At 39.0% G+C, this 17,611-nt stretch carries 24 protein-coding genes; 18 read left to right on the top strand and 6 right to left on the bottom strand.

Features of this window, described 5'->3' with window-relative positions; genetic code table 11:
• Positions 1-89: 89 nt before the first annotated feature.
• The 3 genes from sirA to JNUCC51_RS05535 all read left to right on the top strand — a co-directional run bounded on the left by sirA (position 90) and on the right by JNUCC51_RS05535 (position 1,499).
• Positions 90-515: a sporulation inhibitor of replication protein SirA gene (gene sirA / locus JNUCC51_RS05545; protein WP_049668606.1), complete on the top strand. Its 426-nt coding sequence runs from the start codon at positions 90-92 to the stop codon at positions 513-515.
• Positions 516-616: 101 nt separating this feature from the next.
• Entirely contained in the window at positions 617-835 is a 219-nt protein-coding gene (locus tag JNUCC51_RS05540) for a YneF family protein (protein ID WP_049668607.1), read from the top strand.
• A 193-nt stretch (positions 836-1,028) separates the two neighbouring features.
• Entirely contained in the window at positions 1,029-1,499 is a 471-nt protein-coding gene (locus tag JNUCC51_RS05535) for an S-ribosylhomocysteine lyase (RefSeq protein ID WP_100545089.1), read from the top strand.
• 459 nt (positions 1,500-1,958) lie between these two features.
• Here JNUCC51_RS05535 and JNUCC51_RS05530 read toward each other — a convergent pair whose 3' ends face one another.
• Positions 1,959-2,936 (bottom strand): alpha/beta hydrolase, encoded by a 978-nt coding sequence (locus JNUCC51_RS05530; RefSeq protein ID WP_337991188.1) that lies wholly within the window; start codon positions 2,934-2,936, stop codon positions 1,959-1,961.
• A 254-nt stretch (positions 2,937-3,190) separates the two neighbouring features.
• Here JNUCC51_RS05530 and JNUCC51_RS05525 point away from each other — a divergent pair, with 254 nt between their 5' ends.
• Positions 3,191-4,375 carry an acetyl-CoA C-acetyltransferase gene (locus tag JNUCC51_RS05525; RefSeq protein ID WP_337991187.1) on the top strand — a complete coding sequence of 395 codons (1,185 nt, stop codon included), beginning with the start codon at positions 3,191-3,193 and terminating at the stop codon, positions 4,373-4,375.
• Between the two features lie 23 nt (positions 4,376-4,398).
• Positions 4,399-4,665 carry a YqkE family protein gene (locus tag JNUCC51_RS05520; RefSeq protein WP_100545085.1) on the top strand — a complete coding sequence of 89 codons (267 nt, stop codon included), beginning with the start codon at positions 4,399-4,401 and terminating at the stop codon, positions 4,663-4,665.
• 57 nt (positions 4,666-4,722) lie between these two features.
• On the opposite strand, the gene JNUCC51_RS05515 is transcribed toward JNUCC51_RS05520, so the two are convergent.
• Together JNUCC51_RS05515 and JNUCC51_RS05510 are read right to left on the bottom strand one after the other, a co-directional pair.
• Complete coding sequence (locus tag JNUCC51_RS05515) at positions 4,723-5,298, bottom strand: Fic/DOC family protein (protein ID WP_337991186.1); 576 nt, start codon at positions 5,296-5,298, stop codon at positions 4,723-4,725.
• Entirely contained in the window at positions 5,282-5,458 is a 177-nt protein-coding gene (locus JNUCC51_RS05510; protein WP_337991185.1) for a Zn-dependent hydrolase, read from the bottom strand. Before JNUCC51_RS05510 ends, JNUCC51_RS05515 begins: the two co-directional genes overlap by 17 nt.
• A 146-nt stretch (positions 5,459-5,604) precedes the next feature.
• Between JNUCC51_RS05510 and JNUCC51_RS05505 the strand changes: the two genes are divergently transcribed.
• Positions 5,605-5,868, top strand: a complete 264-nt coding sequence (locus JNUCC51_RS05505; protein ID WP_337991184.1) for a DUF3886 domain-containing protein — start codon at positions 5,605-5,607, stop codon at positions 5,866-5,868.
• An 87-nt stretch (positions 5,869-5,955) separates the two neighbouring features.
• Positions 5,956-6,459 carry a GNAT family N-acetyltransferase gene (locus JNUCC51_RS05500; protein ID WP_337991183.1) on the top strand — a complete coding sequence of 168 codons (504 nt, stop codon included), beginning with the start codon at positions 5,956-5,958 and terminating at the stop codon, positions 6,457-6,459.
• Positions 6,460-6,484: 25 nt separating this feature from the next.
• Here the strand turns inward: JNUCC51_RS05500 and JNUCC51_RS05495 are convergent, their stop codons facing one another.
• Both JNUCC51_RS05495 and JNUCC51_RS05490 read right to left on the bottom strand, forming a co-directional pair.
• Complete coding sequence (locus JNUCC51_RS05495; RefSeq protein ID WP_337991182.1) at positions 6,485-6,955, bottom strand: VanZ family protein; 471 nt, start codon at positions 6,953-6,955, stop codon at positions 6,485-6,487.
• Positions 6,952-7,851 (bottom strand): aldo/keto reductase, encoded by a 900-nt coding sequence (locus tag JNUCC51_RS05490; RefSeq protein ID WP_337991181.1) that lies wholly within the window; start codon positions 7,849-7,851, stop codon positions 6,952-6,954. The genes JNUCC51_RS05495 and JNUCC51_RS05490 overlap by 4 nt, the downstream gene beginning before the upstream one ends.
• Before the next feature lie 76 nt (positions 7,852-7,927).
• Between JNUCC51_RS05490 and JNUCC51_RS05485 the strand changes: the two genes are divergently transcribed.
• The 7 genes from JNUCC51_RS05485 (at position 7,928) to JNUCC51_RS05455 (ending at position 13,637) form a co-directional block, all read left to right on the top strand.
• On the top strand, positions 7,928-8,464 hold the full coding sequence (locus JNUCC51_RS05485) for an NUDIX domain-containing protein (protein WP_337991180.1): 537 nt from the start codon (positions 7,928-7,930) through the stop codon (positions 8,462-8,464).
• 73 nt (positions 8,465-8,537) lie between these two features.
• Complete coding sequence (locus tag JNUCC51_RS05480; protein ID WP_337991179.1) at positions 8,538-9,050, top strand: hypothetical protein; 513 nt, start codon at positions 8,538-8,540, stop codon at positions 9,048-9,050.
• Positions 9,051-9,175: 125 nt separating this feature from the next.
• Positions 9,176-9,640, top strand: coding sequence for a ferric iron uptake transcriptional regulator (gene fur, locus JNUCC51_RS05475; RefSeq protein ID WP_004232171.1), 465 nt, complete (start codon positions 9,176-9,178; stop codon positions 9,638-9,640).
• A 147-nt stretch (positions 9,641-9,787) separates the two neighbouring features.
• Complete coding sequence (gene xerD / locus JNUCC51_RS05470) at positions 9,788-10,690, top strand: site-specific tyrosine recombinase XerD (protein ID WP_337991178.1); 903 nt, start codon at positions 9,788-9,790, stop codon at positions 10,688-10,690.
• An 85-nt stretch (positions 10,691-10,775) separates the two neighbouring features.
• Complete coding sequence (gene deoB, locus JNUCC51_RS05465; protein WP_337991177.1) at positions 10,776-11,957, top strand: phosphopentomutase; 1,182 nt, start codon at positions 10,776-10,778, stop codon at positions 11,955-11,957.
• Between the two features lie 14 nt (positions 11,958-11,971).
• Positions 11,972-13,222: a thymidine phosphorylase gene (locus JNUCC51_RS05460; RefSeq protein ID WP_337991176.1), complete on the top strand. Its 1,251-nt coding sequence runs from the start codon at positions 11,972-11,974 to the stop codon at positions 13,220-13,222.
• Positions 13,223-13,295: 73 nt separating this feature from the next.
• On the top strand, positions 13,296-13,637 hold the full coding sequence (locus JNUCC51_RS05455; RefSeq protein ID WP_337991175.1) for a hypothetical protein: 342 nt from the start codon (positions 13,296-13,298) through the stop codon (positions 13,635-13,637).
• Here the strand turns inward: JNUCC51_RS05455 and JNUCC51_RS05450 are convergent.
• On the bottom strand, positions 13,621-14,151 hold the full coding sequence (locus JNUCC51_RS05450; protein ID WP_337991174.1) for a hypothetical protein: 531 nt from the start codon (positions 14,149-14,151) through the stop codon (positions 13,621-13,623). The two genes, JNUCC51_RS05455 and JNUCC51_RS05450, sit on opposite strands and share 17 nt — an antisense overlap.
• Before the next feature lie 227 nt (positions 14,152-14,378).
• On the opposite strand from JNUCC51_RS05450, the gene spoIIAA reads away from it, so the two are divergent.
• From spoIIAA to JNUCC51_RS05430, 4 genes are read left to right on the top strand one after another with little or no spacing between them, the layout of a single operon-like run.
• Positions 14,379-14,732, top strand: a complete 354-nt coding sequence (spoIIAA, locus tag JNUCC51_RS05445) for an anti-sigma F factor antagonist (RefSeq protein ID WP_100545077.1) — start codon at positions 14,379-14,381, stop codon at positions 14,730-14,732.
• The gene (gene spoIIAB / locus JNUCC51_RS05440) at positions 14,725-15,165 is read left to right on the top strand and encodes an anti-sigma F factor (RefSeq protein WP_053483128.1); all 441 of its coding nucleotides are present in this window, start codon (positions 14,725-14,727) and stop codon (positions 15,163-15,165) included. The genes spoIIAA and spoIIAB overlap by 8 nt, the downstream gene beginning before the upstream one ends.
• 57 nt (positions 15,166-15,222) lie before the next feature.
• Positions 15,223-15,966, top strand: coding sequence for an RNA polymerase sporulation sigma factor SigF (sigF, locus tag JNUCC51_RS05435; protein WP_443136996.1), 744 nt, complete (start codon positions 15,223-15,225; stop codon positions 15,964-15,966).
• Between the two features lie 15 nt (positions 15,967-15,981).
• Complete coding sequence (locus JNUCC51_RS05430; protein WP_337991172.1) at positions 15,982-17,424, top strand: spore germination protein; 1,443 nt, start codon at positions 15,982-15,984, stop codon at positions 17,422-17,424.
• Positions 17,425-17,611 lie beyond the last annotated feature (187 nt).

Genomic DNA, 17,611 nt, shown 5'->3' with positions numbered 1-17,611 from the left:
TAGAAGATGAATGCCTCCTTCGTTTGACAAATAAAAGAGTTTGGATGAGCTATACTTATGAAAAAGAAATGAGCGAAGGAGGATTTCTAGTGAGAACCTATTCCATATATAAAATAAAAGAAGAGCATTTAACGTTTATTTTCGGCAGAGAGCGTAAGTTATTAGAAATGATGCAAGGCTGTGAAGACGCTAACGAGAAATCCTTAAAAGAGCTTGCATATATATGTGAAAGCGTACGCTTCGATGAGATTGCTACGATGCTTGAGGCACAACTAGATTCCAAGTATGCACATTTAGAGAGAGCTCGTAATGCTTTATTTTTAGAACATCCTATTAAAGGAAAAATGGCAATTTATTTAGTAGAACGCAAAATTTGTGTTTATTGTGAGGGTTCACGAATGCTTGATTTGGATTTATTCCAAATGCTTGCGAAGATGAGCGAACGCTTTATTGCATTTAATAAACAAGATAATGAGTGTGGGTGGCTAAAGCCAATGAAGTATACAATGCATTAGGAAATTTCACTACAATATATAGTAACACGCTAATATTTGGTGTATAATGGAGCGTGGAGAGTTTTTTCTCGGTATATATTGTAGTGGAGGAGGTTGGTTGTATGCCTACATGGGGCTGGATTATTATTGTAATTATCGCATTAGCAGCGGGCGCGGCACTTGGTTTCTTTTTAGCTCGTCAAGCTATGATGAAATATTTAAAAGAAAACCCACCAATTAATGAGCAAATGATTCGTATGATGATGGCGCAAATGGGTCGTACGCCGTCTGAAAAGCAAGTACGCCAAATGATGTCACAAATGAATAAATTCCAAAAGTAATTGGGATTTTTAAAGAGCAACTAGTCCAAGCCGGGGCTGGTTGTTTTTTTAACTTCGAAAGCGAAGCGACAGCAAAAATTACGGTGATTTAAAATTGATTTTTATAAATTATTTGAAAAATATTTAAAAACCATATAATTCTATCGGAAAACTCGTTATAATAGAAATATTCTATATAAAGGAGTTGTTTGTATTGCAGAAAGAAAAAACAAATGTTGAAAGCTTTGATCTAGATCATACGAAAGTAATAGCGCCATATGTACGTTTAGCAGGTGTTAAAACAGGAAAAAATGGCGATGAAGTGTACAAATACGATATTCGATTTAAACAGCCAAATAAAGAGCATATGGAAATGCCTGCATTACATTCCCTAGAGCATTTATCGGCAGACATTATCCGCAATTACTCCGACCATATTGTTGATTTCAGTCCAATGGGTTGCCAAACAGGCTTCTATGTATCGCTAATAAATCACAATGATTATGAGGAATTATTAAATATTTTAGAAAAAACATTTACGGATGTAACAAAAGCCACTGCAGTCCCAGCCTGCAATGAAGTGCAATGCGGCTGGGCAGCTAGCCATAGTCTAGAAGGTGCACAAGCGTTAGCTAAAGAATTTTTAGCAAAACGCGATGAGTGGCATATTGTTTTTGCTGAATAAAAAATATAAAAACCTTGCGTGAATGAATGAACTGCACTCCAATTGTTACACACTTTCTAACAATGGAGTGCAGTTCAGTATTGCAAGGTTTTTCATAGTGTCAATGAGACTCATTGCACTTTGTTTTTCCACAGATCATTTTGAGGAAGAACCATACTTTATTTAATATGACACCTTTATTTCATTGAAAAATAAAGTGGTTTATTAGGAAATTTTTTTGAAGTTATGGAGCTTGAAATGAGGGTGAATTCCATCCTAGGCTACTCGCTTTCGTTCTTTTACTTATGATGCCGCTGACATGTCAGAAGGTACATGCTATGTGAATTGATTGATTGGAGTGGAGACTGGACGCCCCCAGGAAAGCGCCCAGTCGGAACGGAAATCAACCCCTCGTTTGCAGAAGAACTATATTTTATTTAAATATGACACTTATTGACACATTAGGGTTTTTCATTTGCTCTAAAAATGAAATGGAATGACATTAGATGAAGAAGAATCACGATTTATTTTTTGATAAATGAAATTTTCTAAAAAGTCATGGATTAAATCCTCATATTCAGCCATATTTTCATTAAAGGACTGTGCATGAGCACCTTTTTCAAATAGCTTCAGCTTTTTAGGACCAGTTTTTTTATTGTATAAATCCAGTGACATGGAAGCTGGGATAAAGGTGTCAGGTATACTATGGATAAAGAGCACAGGCTTTTCAATTTTTGTCACAGCCTCAGAAGGTGTTACACTTTTAAAGGAATAACCGTCTCGTAAGCGGACAAAAAAATCTGCAAAACGAATTGGAATAATGGAGCCGTATTTAAATTCTGTCTTCGCGATTTGTTTCAGCAGCATTGAAAAATCAGAAAACGCACAATCAGAAATATAGAAATCTGCACCATCCTCTACAGTTCCTGCATACAGTAGCATTGTTGCGGCACCCATCGATTCACCGTGAATTCCAAGAATGGCGTCTTCACCAATCATTACCTTTATAGTTTTGACTACTGCGTCAAGGTCATTTTTTTCATAATAGCCATAGCTAGTCGTTTTTCCACCTGTCTCCCCATGTCTACGATGGTCAAAAATAACGGAATTGTAGCCAAGCCGTTCAAAAAGTCGAGCATATTTGACGGAGTTGATTTTATTTTCTGTTACGCCATGGCAAATAATGATGGTATTATTTGTTTCCAAAGGCTGAAACATAATGCCTCGAATCGTATAGCCATTTGGAGAGTCAATGTTTAATTCACATTTAAAATTTTTATTGTACCAAGCTTCATCAAAACGTTTAGCAGTGGTTTCACGTTCACGGACGAATTCAGGATCCTTTTGCTTAATGTACATTAATTTATTGGAAAGCGCGAAGCCGAACAGACCAGTTGCTGCTGCGGCAATCGTCGTCGTTATACCTGAAAATAAAAGCATTTTCTTTTTCTTTTTCATTATAAACACCTCCACGTCCTGTTTCTTTTGTTGTCTTGGCATACAATCGATCATTCGTATGTATGCACTTTTCTTAATTGTAATGTTCCCAACTGAGATTGTTTAAAACACGTCAACATTTTACATTATCTTTAGCAAAACTGCGATTATTTCTGTTATCGAAAATCGTCAAAATATTTGTTAAAATAGATATATCTGCTAGTAGCATATGCATGCAGTGTTCATTTTTGAACGGGGAAAAGGGGAGAATGTTTATGACGAAAGAGATAGTAATAGTAAGTGCTGTACGTACAGCACTTGGTTCATTCCAAGGAACATTAAAGGACGTACCAGCGACAAAATTAGGGAGTATTGTTATTAAAGAAGCATTAGCACGTGCTGGTGTAGCAGGTGAACAAGTTGACGAGGTCATTATGGGGAATGTCTTATCGGCTGGACTTGGGCAAAATCCAGCTCGTCAAGCAGCTATTGCAGCAGGCTTACCACTTGAAGTATCTGCATTAACGATTAATAAAGTTTGTGGCTCAGGTCTAAAAGCAGTTCACTTAGCGACACAAGCTATTTTAGCTGGTGATGCGGATATTGTCGTTGCAGGTGGCTTTGAAAATATGAGCCAGGCACCATATTTGTTAAAAAATGCACGAGAAGGCTTCCGCATGGGGGATCAAAAAGTAGTCGATACGATGATTCATGACGGATTATGGTGTGCTTTCAATGACTATCATATGGGCATTACAGCTGAAAATTTATGTGATGTCTATGAGATATCTCGAGAGGAGCAAGATGCCTTTGCAGCACGTTCACAGCAGCGTGCAGAAGCGGCAATGGCAGCAGGGAAGTTTGATGATGAAATCGTAGCGGTGGAAATTCCGCAGCGCAAGGGCGATCCAATTATTTTTGATAAAGATGAATTCCCGCGTCAAGGCGTTACAGCTGAGTCTCTATCTAAACTACGTCCAGCCTTTAAAAAGGATGGCTCTGTAACAGCAGCAAATGCATCTGGAATTAACGATGGTGCAGCGGCTGTCGTTGTTATGTCAAAAGAAAAAGCGGGAGAGTTAGGCATTCGTCCAATCGCACAAATTACAGCAAATGCGAGTGCGGGTGTAGACCCAGCTATTATGGGAACTGGCCCTGTAGCAGCAGTAAAAAAAGCATTAGCAAAGGCTAATGTAACATTAGATAATATTGATTTAATTGAAGCGAATGAAGCTTTTGCAGCACAATCAATTGCTGTAGATCGCGAATTAGGCTTTAATCATGATAAACTAAATGTGAACGGGGGAGCAATTGCTCTTGGCCACCCAATTGGTGCAAGTGGAGCGCGTATTTTAGTAACGCTTTTACATGAAATGGAAAAGCGTGATGCAAAAACAGGTCTCGCAACACTATGTATCGGTGGTGGACAAGGTGTGGCTACTGTAGTCAAGCGCCCTTGAAGTGAATAAGAAGGTGAATTGCAATGGGAAAGAAACGAAAACAACAGCAACGCGTGGATAATAGTGTAACAGCTAGTCTACCAAAGCAGGAGGCAGTTACATTAGCCGATCAATTAGGCGGTGACGTGCTTGCTAAATTAAAAGCGGCAAAGCAAGATTTAACAGCGAAAGAGCAGGCCGCAGAAGAAGAGCGCCAAGCAAAGCTAGCCTTTGAGCGCAAACAACGCGAAAAAAACAAATCGTTTGAAGAACTACTAAACGAATACGGCGATAAAGGCTCAAAATTCTAAAGAGAAACAGTGAATCCAAATACGGATTCACTGTTTTTATGTTTTATCAGACTTTGATTAGATAAACTCTATAGTATTTAAAAATAACCTTTCTAGTAGTTCTGTATTGGTAACAGATTGGATCATCGCGTTTAAATAAGTTTCTTTATCTATATTTGTAAAGTTCCAATTAACACCTTTAGATTGTGCATATTCTTGCACAAAAATACGAATTGTACGCCCGTTTCCCTCTCGAAAAGGGTTTAACATATTCAATTCAGATTTGTAATATGCCAATCTACTTGCAGCTTGATTAATTGTAGTCCATGCGGGTTCATTATTTAATTGATAAAACAATTCATCGGCATAGGAATTAATAAATTGAAATTGACAAAACCTAGTAGAGCCTTTCATTAATTGAACATCTCTAAAATGTCCAGCGAACGGATAAATATCTTGAAATAAATGAGCATGCAAACTTTGAAAGTCGTAAAGCTGGAACGATTTGATTTTATATGTTCCTTGCTCAATTTGTGTGGCTCTTAGAGAAAAAACAAATGCTTCTGCTAATTCAAGATTTTTGTAATCAGTAATGTCCAGAAGATTTGTTTTTAAAAGGAAGTCATTATTAAGTTTTTTATTGTACTTTTCCATTATTCAGAACTTCCTTAATAATGGTCGGTGAAATTTGTATACCAGAATTAACGATTTCAAGTACTTTTTTTTGAAGTGTTGGAGTAAGTGATAAATTTTCAAATTGTAAATTTTTAAGTACACGATTAAATTCAGGAGAGTTTAATTGGATTTGTTTCATTTTAAATTGCTCCCTTCTCTTACTTCTTATTATAAGCTGTTGGGGCGACTTCGACAATCAAACGCTTTCGCAACAGAGGTAAAGCGCCATTGAAGTGAATAAGAAGGTGAATTGCAATAGGAAAGAAACTAAAACAGCAGCAATGCGTGGATAGTAGCGTAACAGCTAGTCTACCAAAGCAGGAGGCAGTTACATTAGCCGATAAATTAGGCGATGACGTGCTTGCTAAATTAAAAGCAGCAAAACAAGATTTAACAGCGAAAGAGCAGGCTGCAACAGTGAATCCATATACGGATTCACTGTTTTTATGTTTTATCGGAAAGATTCTAAGATTTATCGGAATGATTTTTGTTTTTATCGGAACATTTAGTCATGAAGATATGATTATTTACACTATATTCCTCGAATGATAAAATTAATCATCTTTAAAAACAGGAGACGTTGCCAATACATATTTCTCTAATAGTTTAGTTACTATCTATGTTAGGAGAGAAAAAATGATTGAATTAAGTACTGAAAGATTAAGACTAATCCCATTAAACGCAAAGTATTTAGACTTACTTATCAATGATGAACAGTCATTGGCAATAGAGTTGTCAGTAAGTAGTAAAGAAGCTTTTCTTGATGAAGAACTAAGACAAGCTTTGAAGTTTAGATTATCGAAAGTATTTGAAAATGAAGAAAATTATATATGGTACACGAATTGGTTGATCGTATCGAAAGAACAAAACTGTATCGTTGGGGGCATTATGTTAAAAGGTCTACCGAATGAACAGGATGAAGTTGTAATCGGATACTATACATTTCCACAATATCAGGGAAAAGGATACATGACTGAAACTGTTAGGATGATGAAAGATTGGTTACTACGTCAATCTAAAGTAAAGTACGTGATTGCCGATACTGATAAAAATAATATTGCCTCGCATAAAGTATTACAAAAAGCAGGGGCAACGTTATATTCAGAATCTGAAGAACTATATTTTTGGAGATTCGTATAACAACAAATAAAAGACAAAGGGGACATTAAAGCGCCCTTTGTCTTTTGAAAATTTTCTTCACCAACACTACAATCCCAACAAAAACAATCGCTCCAGCTGTATCCAAAATAATATCCTGTCCGCTCATTGTACGTCCTGGTGTAAAGCTTTGACGAATTTCATCAAGCGTGGCTATAAGAGCTGTCCCGCCAATAGCGACACCTGCGGCAAACCGACGTTTTCCCCATGCAAAGTAAATACCAAGTGCAATGCAGCCGAATCCAACAAAATGCGTTAATTTCCGAATTAAAAATTCTACAAACTTAAAGTAACCGCGTTCTTCAACAGAAACAATTGTGTCCCAATAAGGAATTTTTAAAACGGATAATTGCTTTTCAAACGGTTTATTTGCTAATACTTGCTCCAATTCAGGAATAATAGACTGTTGTTCATAGGTCATGCTAGAGGAAATCGCAAGTACTACTAAAAATGCTATTAAAATAAGCCATTTTTTCATCGGTGATCCATATATTGTTCGATTTTTGTTAGCTCATTAGCTGCTTTAAAATCTGTTATCGAATTAATTTTTTCATAGGCAGTTAGAGTTTGCGCCAGCTGTTCCTGTGAGCTTGCACCAATCACTGTTGAAGCTATATTAGGTTCCTTTAGATTAAAGGCGATTGCAAGTGCATGTAAATCGTCATAATGTGATGATAAGCCTGATAATACTGCTGTTAATTCGTCCGCTGTATATGTGTTAAAGCCATTGACACGCTGTAAACGTTCTTTCCAGCTATTTGTTAGTAAACCTTTTGCAACAGTCCCACGTGTTACAACGGAAGCCCCTTCACTTGCGATAAAGTCGAGCCATTCTTCTGGTCTACGGTCTAATGCACTATATTGCATCATGACACTTTTTGCAGAGCTTGCTGGTAAATAACGCTTTATTACATTTGGTCGAATAGAGGAAATGCCATATTCTCGAATCAATCCATCCTTTTTCAAATCTTCAAAAGTGTCGATAATTCCATCCCAGTCGTCCTCAATAGTCCCACCATGTAACTGATAAACATCAATATAGTCTGTTCCTAGTCGTTTTAAGCTAGCGTGTAGAGCTTCCTTTATATAAGACGGAGATGCATCCCAATGCCAACCTTCTACACCTTCTGCCCATCGATTACCAACTTTCGTAGCGACTATAACATCTTGTCGACGCTTCCCTAAAATAGCCCCAATAATTTCTTCATTTGATCCAAAATCATATAAATCGGCTGTATCGATGTAATTAATGCCAGCATCTAGTGCCATATCGACGATTTCAGCAGCCTTTTTCTTATCTGTCGAAAGAGACATGCCCCCTAAACTAATTTCTGAAATTAACAATTCACTTGAGCCAAGCTGTCTTTTTTTCATACCAATGCCCTCCTTCGATTTCTCTACATGTAATGGTACAATGAACATATCTGAAGAACAAGCGAGGTTATAGTCAATGAAAAAGTTTGAAGAAAAAACGACAAAGACTACACCCATTTATGACGGGAAAATTGTGAAACTACAAGTTGATGATGTCACTTTACCGAATGGTAATGTTGCAAAAAGGGAGATTATTAAGCATCCAGGCGCAGTTGCGGTTATAGCTGTTACCGATGAAGGCAAATTAGTATTAGTGGAGCAGTATCGCAAAGCTTTAGAACGTTCAATTATTGAAATTCCAGCTGGTAAGCTTGAACCAGGTGAGGAACCGATTGTGACCGCGCGCCGTGAATTAGAAGAAGAAACAGGTTACGGTGCACATAGCTTAACCTATTTACAAGCGTTTGCAACATCCCCAGGCTTCGCAGATGAGGTCATTCATCTATTTGTGGCAAATGATTTATATAAAATTGAAAATAAGGCAGATCTAGATGAGGATGAATTTGTCGAATTATTAGAAGTTTCGTTGGAAGAGGCACAACAAATGGTTGCAGATGAGCGTATATACGACGCCAAGACAGCGTTTGCAGTACTTTGGCTTGCTGCACAATAAGATAATAATCTTTAGCATAATAGAAGCGGACGAGCATAAGCTGTACAAACCTTGATAGAAAAGGAGCATGTTTATGTCTCGTACGGTGTCTATATTTTATCACGCTTCCATCATTGCTGTGAGTTTCGTTTGTGGCGTTATCTTATTTCATATTATTGGTGGGCCGAATGCAGAGCCTTTTATTTCATTTATAGAGCCTCGTTTAACAAATGGGGACAGGCATTCTCTATTTCGTTTAGTGTTACCTGTTGCTGTTTCAATAGCTCTTGTACTATTGCTTGCAACGCATAGTGTCCTAAAGGTTCTAGTACGTGTAACAGTGGCGATACGTGCAACCTTTTTTGGCTTTAGCTCGGTTTTTTTATTACAAAAGCTTGAAGCTTTCTGGGTTTATACGATTTGGTGGTTTCCATTTCAGCTTATCTATTGTATATTGTTGCTAGCCCTATGCAATTTACTTGTACCATCTTGGTCAAAGAGAAAAATCGGGAAAATGATAAATGGTCGGACAATTTTGTTGAATTTTATCGCATTTTTCATCATAATAGTGGCTGAGTTTATTGTTATTTCTTATGTATTAAATTGATAGATACAATTCACGAAAATCTAACATTAGGTAAAAACATACAAAAGCATATTCGAAATCTAATCACTATCTTGTAATAGGATTTACTCCTTTGGTATAATGGAAAGAGTTTAGGGGGGCGTCACATGGAGAGCCGAATTGATCGTATAAAAAAACAGTTGCATAGTGCTAGTTATAAGCTGACGCCGCAGCGAGAAGCAACAGTTGCTGTACTGCTTGAGCACGAGGAAGACCACCTAAGTGCAGAAGATGTTTACCTTTTAGTAAAAGAAAAGGCACCAGAAATTGGTCTTGCTACTGTCTATAGAACGTTAGAGTTACTAACTGAGCTCAAAATTGTCGACAAAATCAACTTTGGCGATGGCGTTTCGCGCTATGATTTACGCCAAGAGGGCGCTGCGCATTTCCACCACCATCTTGTTTGTATCGAATGTGGTGCGGTTGATGAAATTCAAGAAGATTTACTTGAAGATGTGGAAGCCGTTGTTGAAAAACGTTGGAACTTTATCATAAAAGATCACCGACTAACTTTCCACGGCATTTGCTGGCGCTGTCATGATAAAAACGACGAGTCGAATGAAGAAAAATAACGAGAAACTGTCTGTTTAATCTTAAGTTATAGATTGAATCGGGCAGTTTTTTGTTTTATTTAAAATTAGAATTATAAGGGGACGTTTTAGCACAATTCCAATAGCCGTGCTAAAATAGAGAATAATTGACAGTAAGGGGGCGCTGTGATGAATGAATTTCAATATGCAATAGAGGATTATATCCATTTTATACAAGTAGAACGACAATTATCCGATAATACATTAGCATCCTATCGCCGAGACTTAGAAAATTACGTGAATTTTTTGCGGGAAGTAGAGGGAATGTCTAATTTTCGTAAAGTGGAAAGGACGACCATTTTGCGTCATTTAGAGCAGTTGCGTATGCAAGGAAAGACAAGTCGTACTGTTGCCCGCCATATTTCCTCCATTCGCAGTTTCCATCAATTTTTACTCCGAGAAAAGCGAGCAGAAACAGATCCGACAGTCCATTTAGAAATGCCGGCCATTGAGCAAAAGCTACCAAATGTCCTCTCAATAGAAGAAATAGAAGCTTTATTAGTGGCACCAAATCGCAGCAAACCACAAGGTATTCGGGATGTGGCGATGCTAGAGCTATTATATGGGTCTGGGATGCGTATTAGTGAGTTGATTGCATTGGATCTAGCTGATATTCACTTAACGATGGGCTTTGTACGCGTTTTTGGTAAGGGAGGCAAGGAGCGTATCATTCCTCTTGGAAAAAGCGCTCTTTCGGCATTAAGTACGTATTTAGATGGCGCACGTAGTCAATTACAAGGGAAATCTCCAAAAACAGAAGCTTTTTTTATTAATCAAAGGGGAAAACGTTTAACAAGGCAAGGTTGTTGGAAATTAATGAAGGAGCACGCTTTAAAAGCGGGCATCCAACATGAATTAACGCCACATACATTACGTCATTCCTTTGCAACACATTTAGTGGAAAACGGTGCGGATTTACGGGCAGTACAAGAGATGCTTGGACATGCCGATATTTCCACAACTCAAATTTATACACATATTAGTAAATCCCGACTATCAGAGGTTTATAAGCAATTTCATCCACGTGCTTAAGAGAGAAATTTATTAGTCGGAGGTCTGACCTTTATTTTTCGCTGTTTTTTGGTAAAATAGAGTCAAGAGATTAGGAGGCAAAATTATGAATAAACCGTTTGAAAAAATCCATGTAGTAGTATTGGACTCAGTTGGAATTGGTGAAGCCCCAGACGCAGCGAATTTTGGAGATGTAGGTTCACATACTCTTGGACATATCGCTGAAAAAATGAATGGGCTTACAATGCCGCATATGGAGTCTTTCGGCTTAGCAAACATTGAACCATTACAAGGTATGAAAGCTACTGATAAACCAAAAGCATACTACGGTAAAATGCAAGAAGCATCTGTTGGTAAAGATACTATGACAGGTCACTGGGAAATCATGGGGTTAAATATTGATAAACCGTTTAAAGTGTATCCAGAAGGATTCCCTGCTGAGCTAATTGCAGAGTTGGAAAAACGTACAGGCCGCAAAGTCCTTTGCAATGAACCTGCAAGTGGAACACAAGTAATCGAGGACTTCGGCAAGGAGCATATGGAGACAGGAGCGATTATTGTCTATACATCTGCTGACCCTGTTTTGCAAATTGCTGCACATGAAGAAATTGTTCCATTAGAGGAATTATATAAAATTTGTGAAATTGCTCGTGAGCTAACATTACAACCAGAATATTTAGTTGGCCGTGTTATTGCTCGTCCATTTGTCGGTACACCAGGAAACTTCTCACGTACATCTAATCGTCATGACTATGCGTTAAAGCCATTTGGTCGCACAACAATGAATGTCTTAAAAGATGCAGGTTTAGATGTTATAGCAATCGGAAAGATCTCTGATATTTTCAACGGTGAAGGCGTAACTGATGCAGTACGTACGAAAAATAATACGGATGGTATGGATAAATTTGCAGAAGTAGTGCGTCGTGATTTCCATGGTATAAGCTTCTTAAACTTAGTGGACTTTGATGCGAATTTTGGACATCGTCGTGACCCACTAGGTTATGGTAACGCACTACAAGAATTTGATGCGCGTTTACCAGAAATTACTGAGGCAATGACAGAAGATGATCTACTAATCATTACGGCAGACCACGGTAATGATCCAACATTCCCTGGGACAGACCATACACGTGAGTATGTACCGTTGATTGTCTATTCACCACGCTTTAATGGTGGTAGCGAGCTAGCACTACGTGAAACTTTTGCAGATATTGCAGCAACAGTTGCTGAAAACTTCAAAGTAGAAGCACCAGAGTTTGGTAAAAGCTTCTTAAAAGATTTGAAGTAAGGGGGATTATCAATATGAATATGGCGCAATTATTTGAAAAGAAAAAGCAAGGCAAGGAGCTAACACAGGCTGAAATTCAGTACTTTGTAGAGGGTTACACTACGGGTACAATTCCTGATTATCAAGCAAGCTCACTACTAATGGCAATCCGTTTATTAGGTATGACATATGATGAAACATTTTATTTAACAAAAGCAATGATAGAATCTGGAGATGTTATTGATTTATCTTCTATCGAAGGTTTTAAAATCGATAAACACTCGACAGGCGGTGTAGGCGATAAAGTCACACTAATTGTTACTCCAATAATTGCTGCGCTAGATATTCCAGTGGCGAAATTTAGTGGTAAGGGTCTAGGCATTACAGGCGGTACAATCGATAAATTAGAATCGATTCGTGGCGTTAAAACAGAGCTTTCATCACAAGAATTTATCGACAATGTCAATAAACATAAAATTGCAGTGGCTGGTCAAACAGGTAATCTTGTACCAGCTGACAAAAAATTATATGCGTTGCGAGATGTGACGGGTACTGTCGATTCCATTCCACTTATTGCCGCGTCTATCATGAGTAAGAAAATCGCAAGTGGTGCAGATGGCATTGTGCTTGATGTCAAATGTGGCTCTGGTGCATTTATGAAAACAGAAGAAGAAGCGCAGGTTTTAGCTGATACGATGACTGCAATCGGTGAAAAGCTAGGGCGTAAAGTAGTTGCACATATTAGTGATATGGATAATCCACTAGGTAAAATGATTGGCAACAAGCTTGAAGTAGTAGAAGCATTTGCTTTATTAAGTGGACGTATGGATGAAACACATGAGGATCTACTTGAGGAATGTATTATTATTTCTTCGCTTATGTACCAAGTTGCAGCAGGAGTAAATGAGACTGAAGCAACAGCTGCTGTTAAACGAGTATTAGAAGATGGTTCAGCTGCTGCAAAATTTGAGGAATTCATCGTAGCACAGGGTGGCGATTTAGCTGATATCGTGCAAAAAGACACAGCAAATAAAGTAGCTATCAAAGCACCTACTGAAGGCACTGTAGGGACGATTAATGCATTATTAATCGGAGAAGCTAGCGTTGGTCTTGGTGCAGGTCGATTAACTAAGGAATCTGAGCTTGATTATGATGCTGGTATTCAATTGATTGCCAAAAAAGGCGACCATGTTCGTGCTGACGAGACGATTGCATATTTATATTCAAATCGTCAAATCGATCAGGAAACAATCGAAAAAGTACTAAAAGCTTATACAATTGCATAATTAATACGAAGCGAGAACTCTCTTTAACAAAGGGGTTCTCGCTTTTTTGTTTTAAAAAGAGGAAGTTTAAGCAGTGGAAAGGAGTTTTTTGTGGCGGAGTGGGAAAGCCGGAGCGACGGAAAGAAGGCATAGCGACGGAAAGAAGAGCCAGAGCGACAGAAGGAAGAGCCAAAGCGACGGAAGGAAGAGCCAGAGCGACGGAAAGAAGTGTAGAAGCGCCAGAAGAGAGAGTCAAAGCGACGGAAGGAAACCAGGGCGCCGGAAAGAAGAGCCAGAGCGACGGAAAGAAGAGTCGAAGAGACGGAAGGAAGAGCCGAAGCGACGGAAAGAAGAGTCGAAGAGACGGAAGGAAGAGCCGAAGCGCCGGAAAGAAGAGCCAGAGCGACGGAAAAGTAGAGTCAAAGCGATGGAATGAAGGCAGAGTGGCGGAAGGAAGAGCAAAAGCGCCGGAAAGAAGAGTCGAAGAGACGGAAGGAAGAGCCGAGGCGCCGGAAAGAAGAGCCAGAGCGCCGGAAGGAAGAGTCGAAGAGACGGAAGGAAGAGCCGAAGCGCCGGAAAGAAGAGCCAGAGCGACGGAAGGAAGAGCCAAAGCGCCGGAAGGAAGAGCCAGAGCGACGGAAAGAAGTGTAGAAGCGCCGGAAGGAAGAGTCGAAGCGACGGAAGGAAAAGCCAAAGCGACGGAAGGAAGCCAGGGCGACGAAAAGAAGAGCCAGAGCGACGGATAGAACAGCCAAAATCGTGGATAGAACCGACGAAGCGACGGATAGAACAGCCAAAATCGTGGATAGAACCGACGAAGCGACGGATAGAACAGCCAAAATCGTGGATAGAACCGACAAAGCGACGAAAAGAAAAGCCAAAGCATCGGATTGAATCTCCCAATAGACGGATAGACTTCGTAATAAGAGAGGAGTTCTTTGTGCAAGCACAAAGCCTCTGAATGCAATTATGCCTCGGCATAATTGATCATCATAATAATTCTTGTAAAAAATGCCTGGCAGGTTTAAAAAATGTTGATTTATCCCATACTGCATTTAACCTAAAAAGCTATAAATATGTCGATTTGACACTATTTCGGAAGACTTTGCACTAGTTCTGTCAGCCGCAAGGAATCACCACATTGAATGTGGAATTGCACGAGGAGGAGGCGATGTTCATGCATTTTCAATTAGAAATGGTAACAAGAGAGACAGTAGTTGTACGTTTATTTGGGGAGCTCGATCATCATGCAGTTGAGCAAATTCGGGCTAAAATTTCTACAGCAATTTTTCAAGGCGCTGTGACGACCATTATTTGGAACTTAGAGGGGCTTTCTTTTATGGATAGTTCAGGTGTAGGTTTAGTGCTTGGTCGGATGCGTGAGTTAGAGGCAGTCGCCGGACGAACAATATTATTGAATCCATCGCCGACAATGCGAAAAGTATTTCAATTTTCAGGTTTAGGGCCGTGGATGATGGATGCAACTGAAGAAGAAGCGATTGATCGAGTTAGGGGGATTGTAAATGGATAACGAAATGACATTAACTTTTTTAGCACTTAGTGAAAATGAAGCCTTAGCGCGTGTAGCGGTGACAGGTTTTATCGCACAATTAGATCCAACGATTGATGAGCTATCCGAATTTAAAACGGTTGTCTCAGAGGCTGTTTCTAATGCTATTATTCACGGTTATGAAGAGGATGGTAAAGGCGTTGTTACAGTTCATGCAAAACGTGAGGATGATATTGTAACTGTGTCTGTTTTGGATAAAGGTATCGGCATTGAGGATGTAAGCCAAGCAATGGAGCCGTTATTTACGACGAAAAGTGCGATGGAACGTTCAGGTATGGGCTTTACTATTATGGATAGTTTTTCAGATCAATTGACAGTAATGTCCAAGTGGCAAGAAGGTACAACTGTCACGTTTACGAAGAAATTTTACTCGGTTCGCACACCGGTAATGTGAGGCTGCCCTTTGAAGCCGCTAGAACAGTCGTCCGATAAGCTATTGTCACAGGGAGAAATGCGAGATTTAATTGCACGTGCACAGCAGGGCGATCATGAGGCTCGTAAACGAATGATTGAAGGGAATACGAGGCTTGTGTGGTCTATCGTCCAACGCTTTGCAAGCAGGGGCGTGGAGCTCGAGGATTTATTTCAAATTGGCTGCATAGGGCTCATGAAGTCTGTGGATAAATTCGATCTAACGTATGATGTTAAATTTTCGACATATGCTGTACCAATGATCATTGGAGAAATACAGCGCTTTTTACGGGATGATGGCATGGTGAAGGTTAGTCGATCTATTCGTGAGCTTAATTTTAAAATTCGTCATGCAACTGATGAATTCATTAAAAAAAATGAGCATCCACCAACCATTCATGAATTAGCACAGATTCTTGATGTCACATCTGAGGAAATTGTAACAGCTTCTGATGCATTAAGAGATCCCGCTTCCTTGCATGAACAATTGTATGAAAGCGAAGGGGATTCTATTACATTGATGGATCAGATGAAGGACGAAAAATCTGAGCAGCCATTTGACTATATACCACTAAAAGAGGTGCTTACAAGACTTGAGCCTAGAGAGCAATCCATTATTTATTTACGATATTTCTCAGATTGTACCCAAACTGAAATTGCTAACAGGTTAGGCATATCACAAGTTCAGGTATCACGATTAGAGAAAAAAATTCTTGCTCAATTAAAAAATTGGATGGCCACAAGTGCCACAGTTGAAGAGGAAGAAGTAAAAAAAGACATTTAAGAAAATGGTGACAGCATGACAGAAAAACTATTTAACAGCTTAGAAGAAGCTGAAAATTTTCTTAAAGAACAATTTGGTGACGGCGAATCATTTGACGTTAGTATTAAGCATGTTTTTGTCAAAGATTTGCCGGTTCTTTGCGCATATATAAGCGGACTTGTGGATGGAATAGTGTTAACACAATTACTCTCTAACATGTTGCCTGATGAGGACATTGATATTGAGGATGAAAAGGAGTATTTTGAAGCCTATTTCAACTACCAAGGCCGTTCAGAGGAAACCAAACGTGAAGCCATTTTATTATCCATTTTAAGTGGACAGGTAGCCTTTATAACTAAAAGTGGTTACGGCTACGTTGCAGAGATACGAAGTTATCCAGGACGTAGCCCAGAGGAGCCTGACAATGAAAAGGTTATTCGTGGATCTAGGGACGGCTTTATAGAAGGTATTTCACAAAATGCTGCTTTGATTCGTCGACGAATTCGCAATAGTAATTTACGTTTCGAGCTACATAAAATATCCGAAATCGGTCAAACCGATGTTGCGCTAGTGTTTATAAAGGGTATTGCGAGTGATGAAGCGCTCGATAAATTGCGACAGCGTATTGGACAAATTAATCATGATGGCTTGACTATGACTGATAAATCACTAGAAGAATGGCTGTTTAAACAGAAGTTTCATCCAGTTCCTTTTGTACGTTATACGGAACGACCAGATATTACCGCAGCGCATTTACTTGAGGGACATATAGCCATTGTTGTCGATACGTCTCCTTCTGTTATTATTGTGCCAGCAACGGCTTTTCATTTATTGCAGCATGCTGAGGAGTATAGGCAGGCACCAGCTGTGGGAACCTTCGTCCGTTTTATGCGCTATTTTGGAGTAATTGCGGGTTTATTATTATTGCCTATGTGGTATTTATTTGCAACACATGGGATACATTTACCAGATGAACTATCCTTTTTAGGGGCAAAGAAAAAATCACATATCCCGCTTTTACTACAAGTACTTATTGGAGATATTGGGATAGAATTTTTAAGGATGGCCGCCATTCATACCCCATCACCATTATCCACTGCGATGGGGTTGGTTGCGGGTATAACTATTGGTCAGATTGCTATTGATGTTGGGGTATTCTCGCCAGAAGTAGTGTTATATACAGCCATTTCAGCTATTCTGACATTTATTATTCCATCTTATGAACTTGGTATCTCCGTTAAACTCTTTAGAATATTGTTGTTAATAATGACTGGAATTTGGGGAGTTAATGGGTTATTTATTGGGTTGTTTATATTATTTACTTATTTATGTTCATTACGTCCGATGCAAGCGCCTTATTTATGGCCACTTATTCCGTTCTTTCCAAATGCAATGCTTCGCGTACTTGTCCGTTTCCCGATGACAGCAGATGCATTAAGACCTTATGTAGTCGATTCCGAACATCGAAAAAGATCATAGGAGCCATTGCACTCGTTTTTTTCATGTGATAAAGTTCACATATAGTATTTTGTGATTTTTGCGAAAATTGTCTTTATTCATCAAAAGGGTTCATTACGACAGGGTGTTGGCATAAATGTGATTTTGCCATCATGTACTGTTGACCCCTTGTTGAATAAAGCATTACCTCTAAAATACATTTAAAATT

The organism is Lysinibacillus sp. JNUCC 51 (assembly GCF_015999525.1).
Taxonomy (GTDB): Bacteria; Bacillota; Bacilli; order Bacillales_A; family Planococcaceae; genus Lysinibacillus; species Lysinibacillus xylanilyticus.
This window is presented reverse-complemented; position numbering and strand designations above follow the sequence as displayed.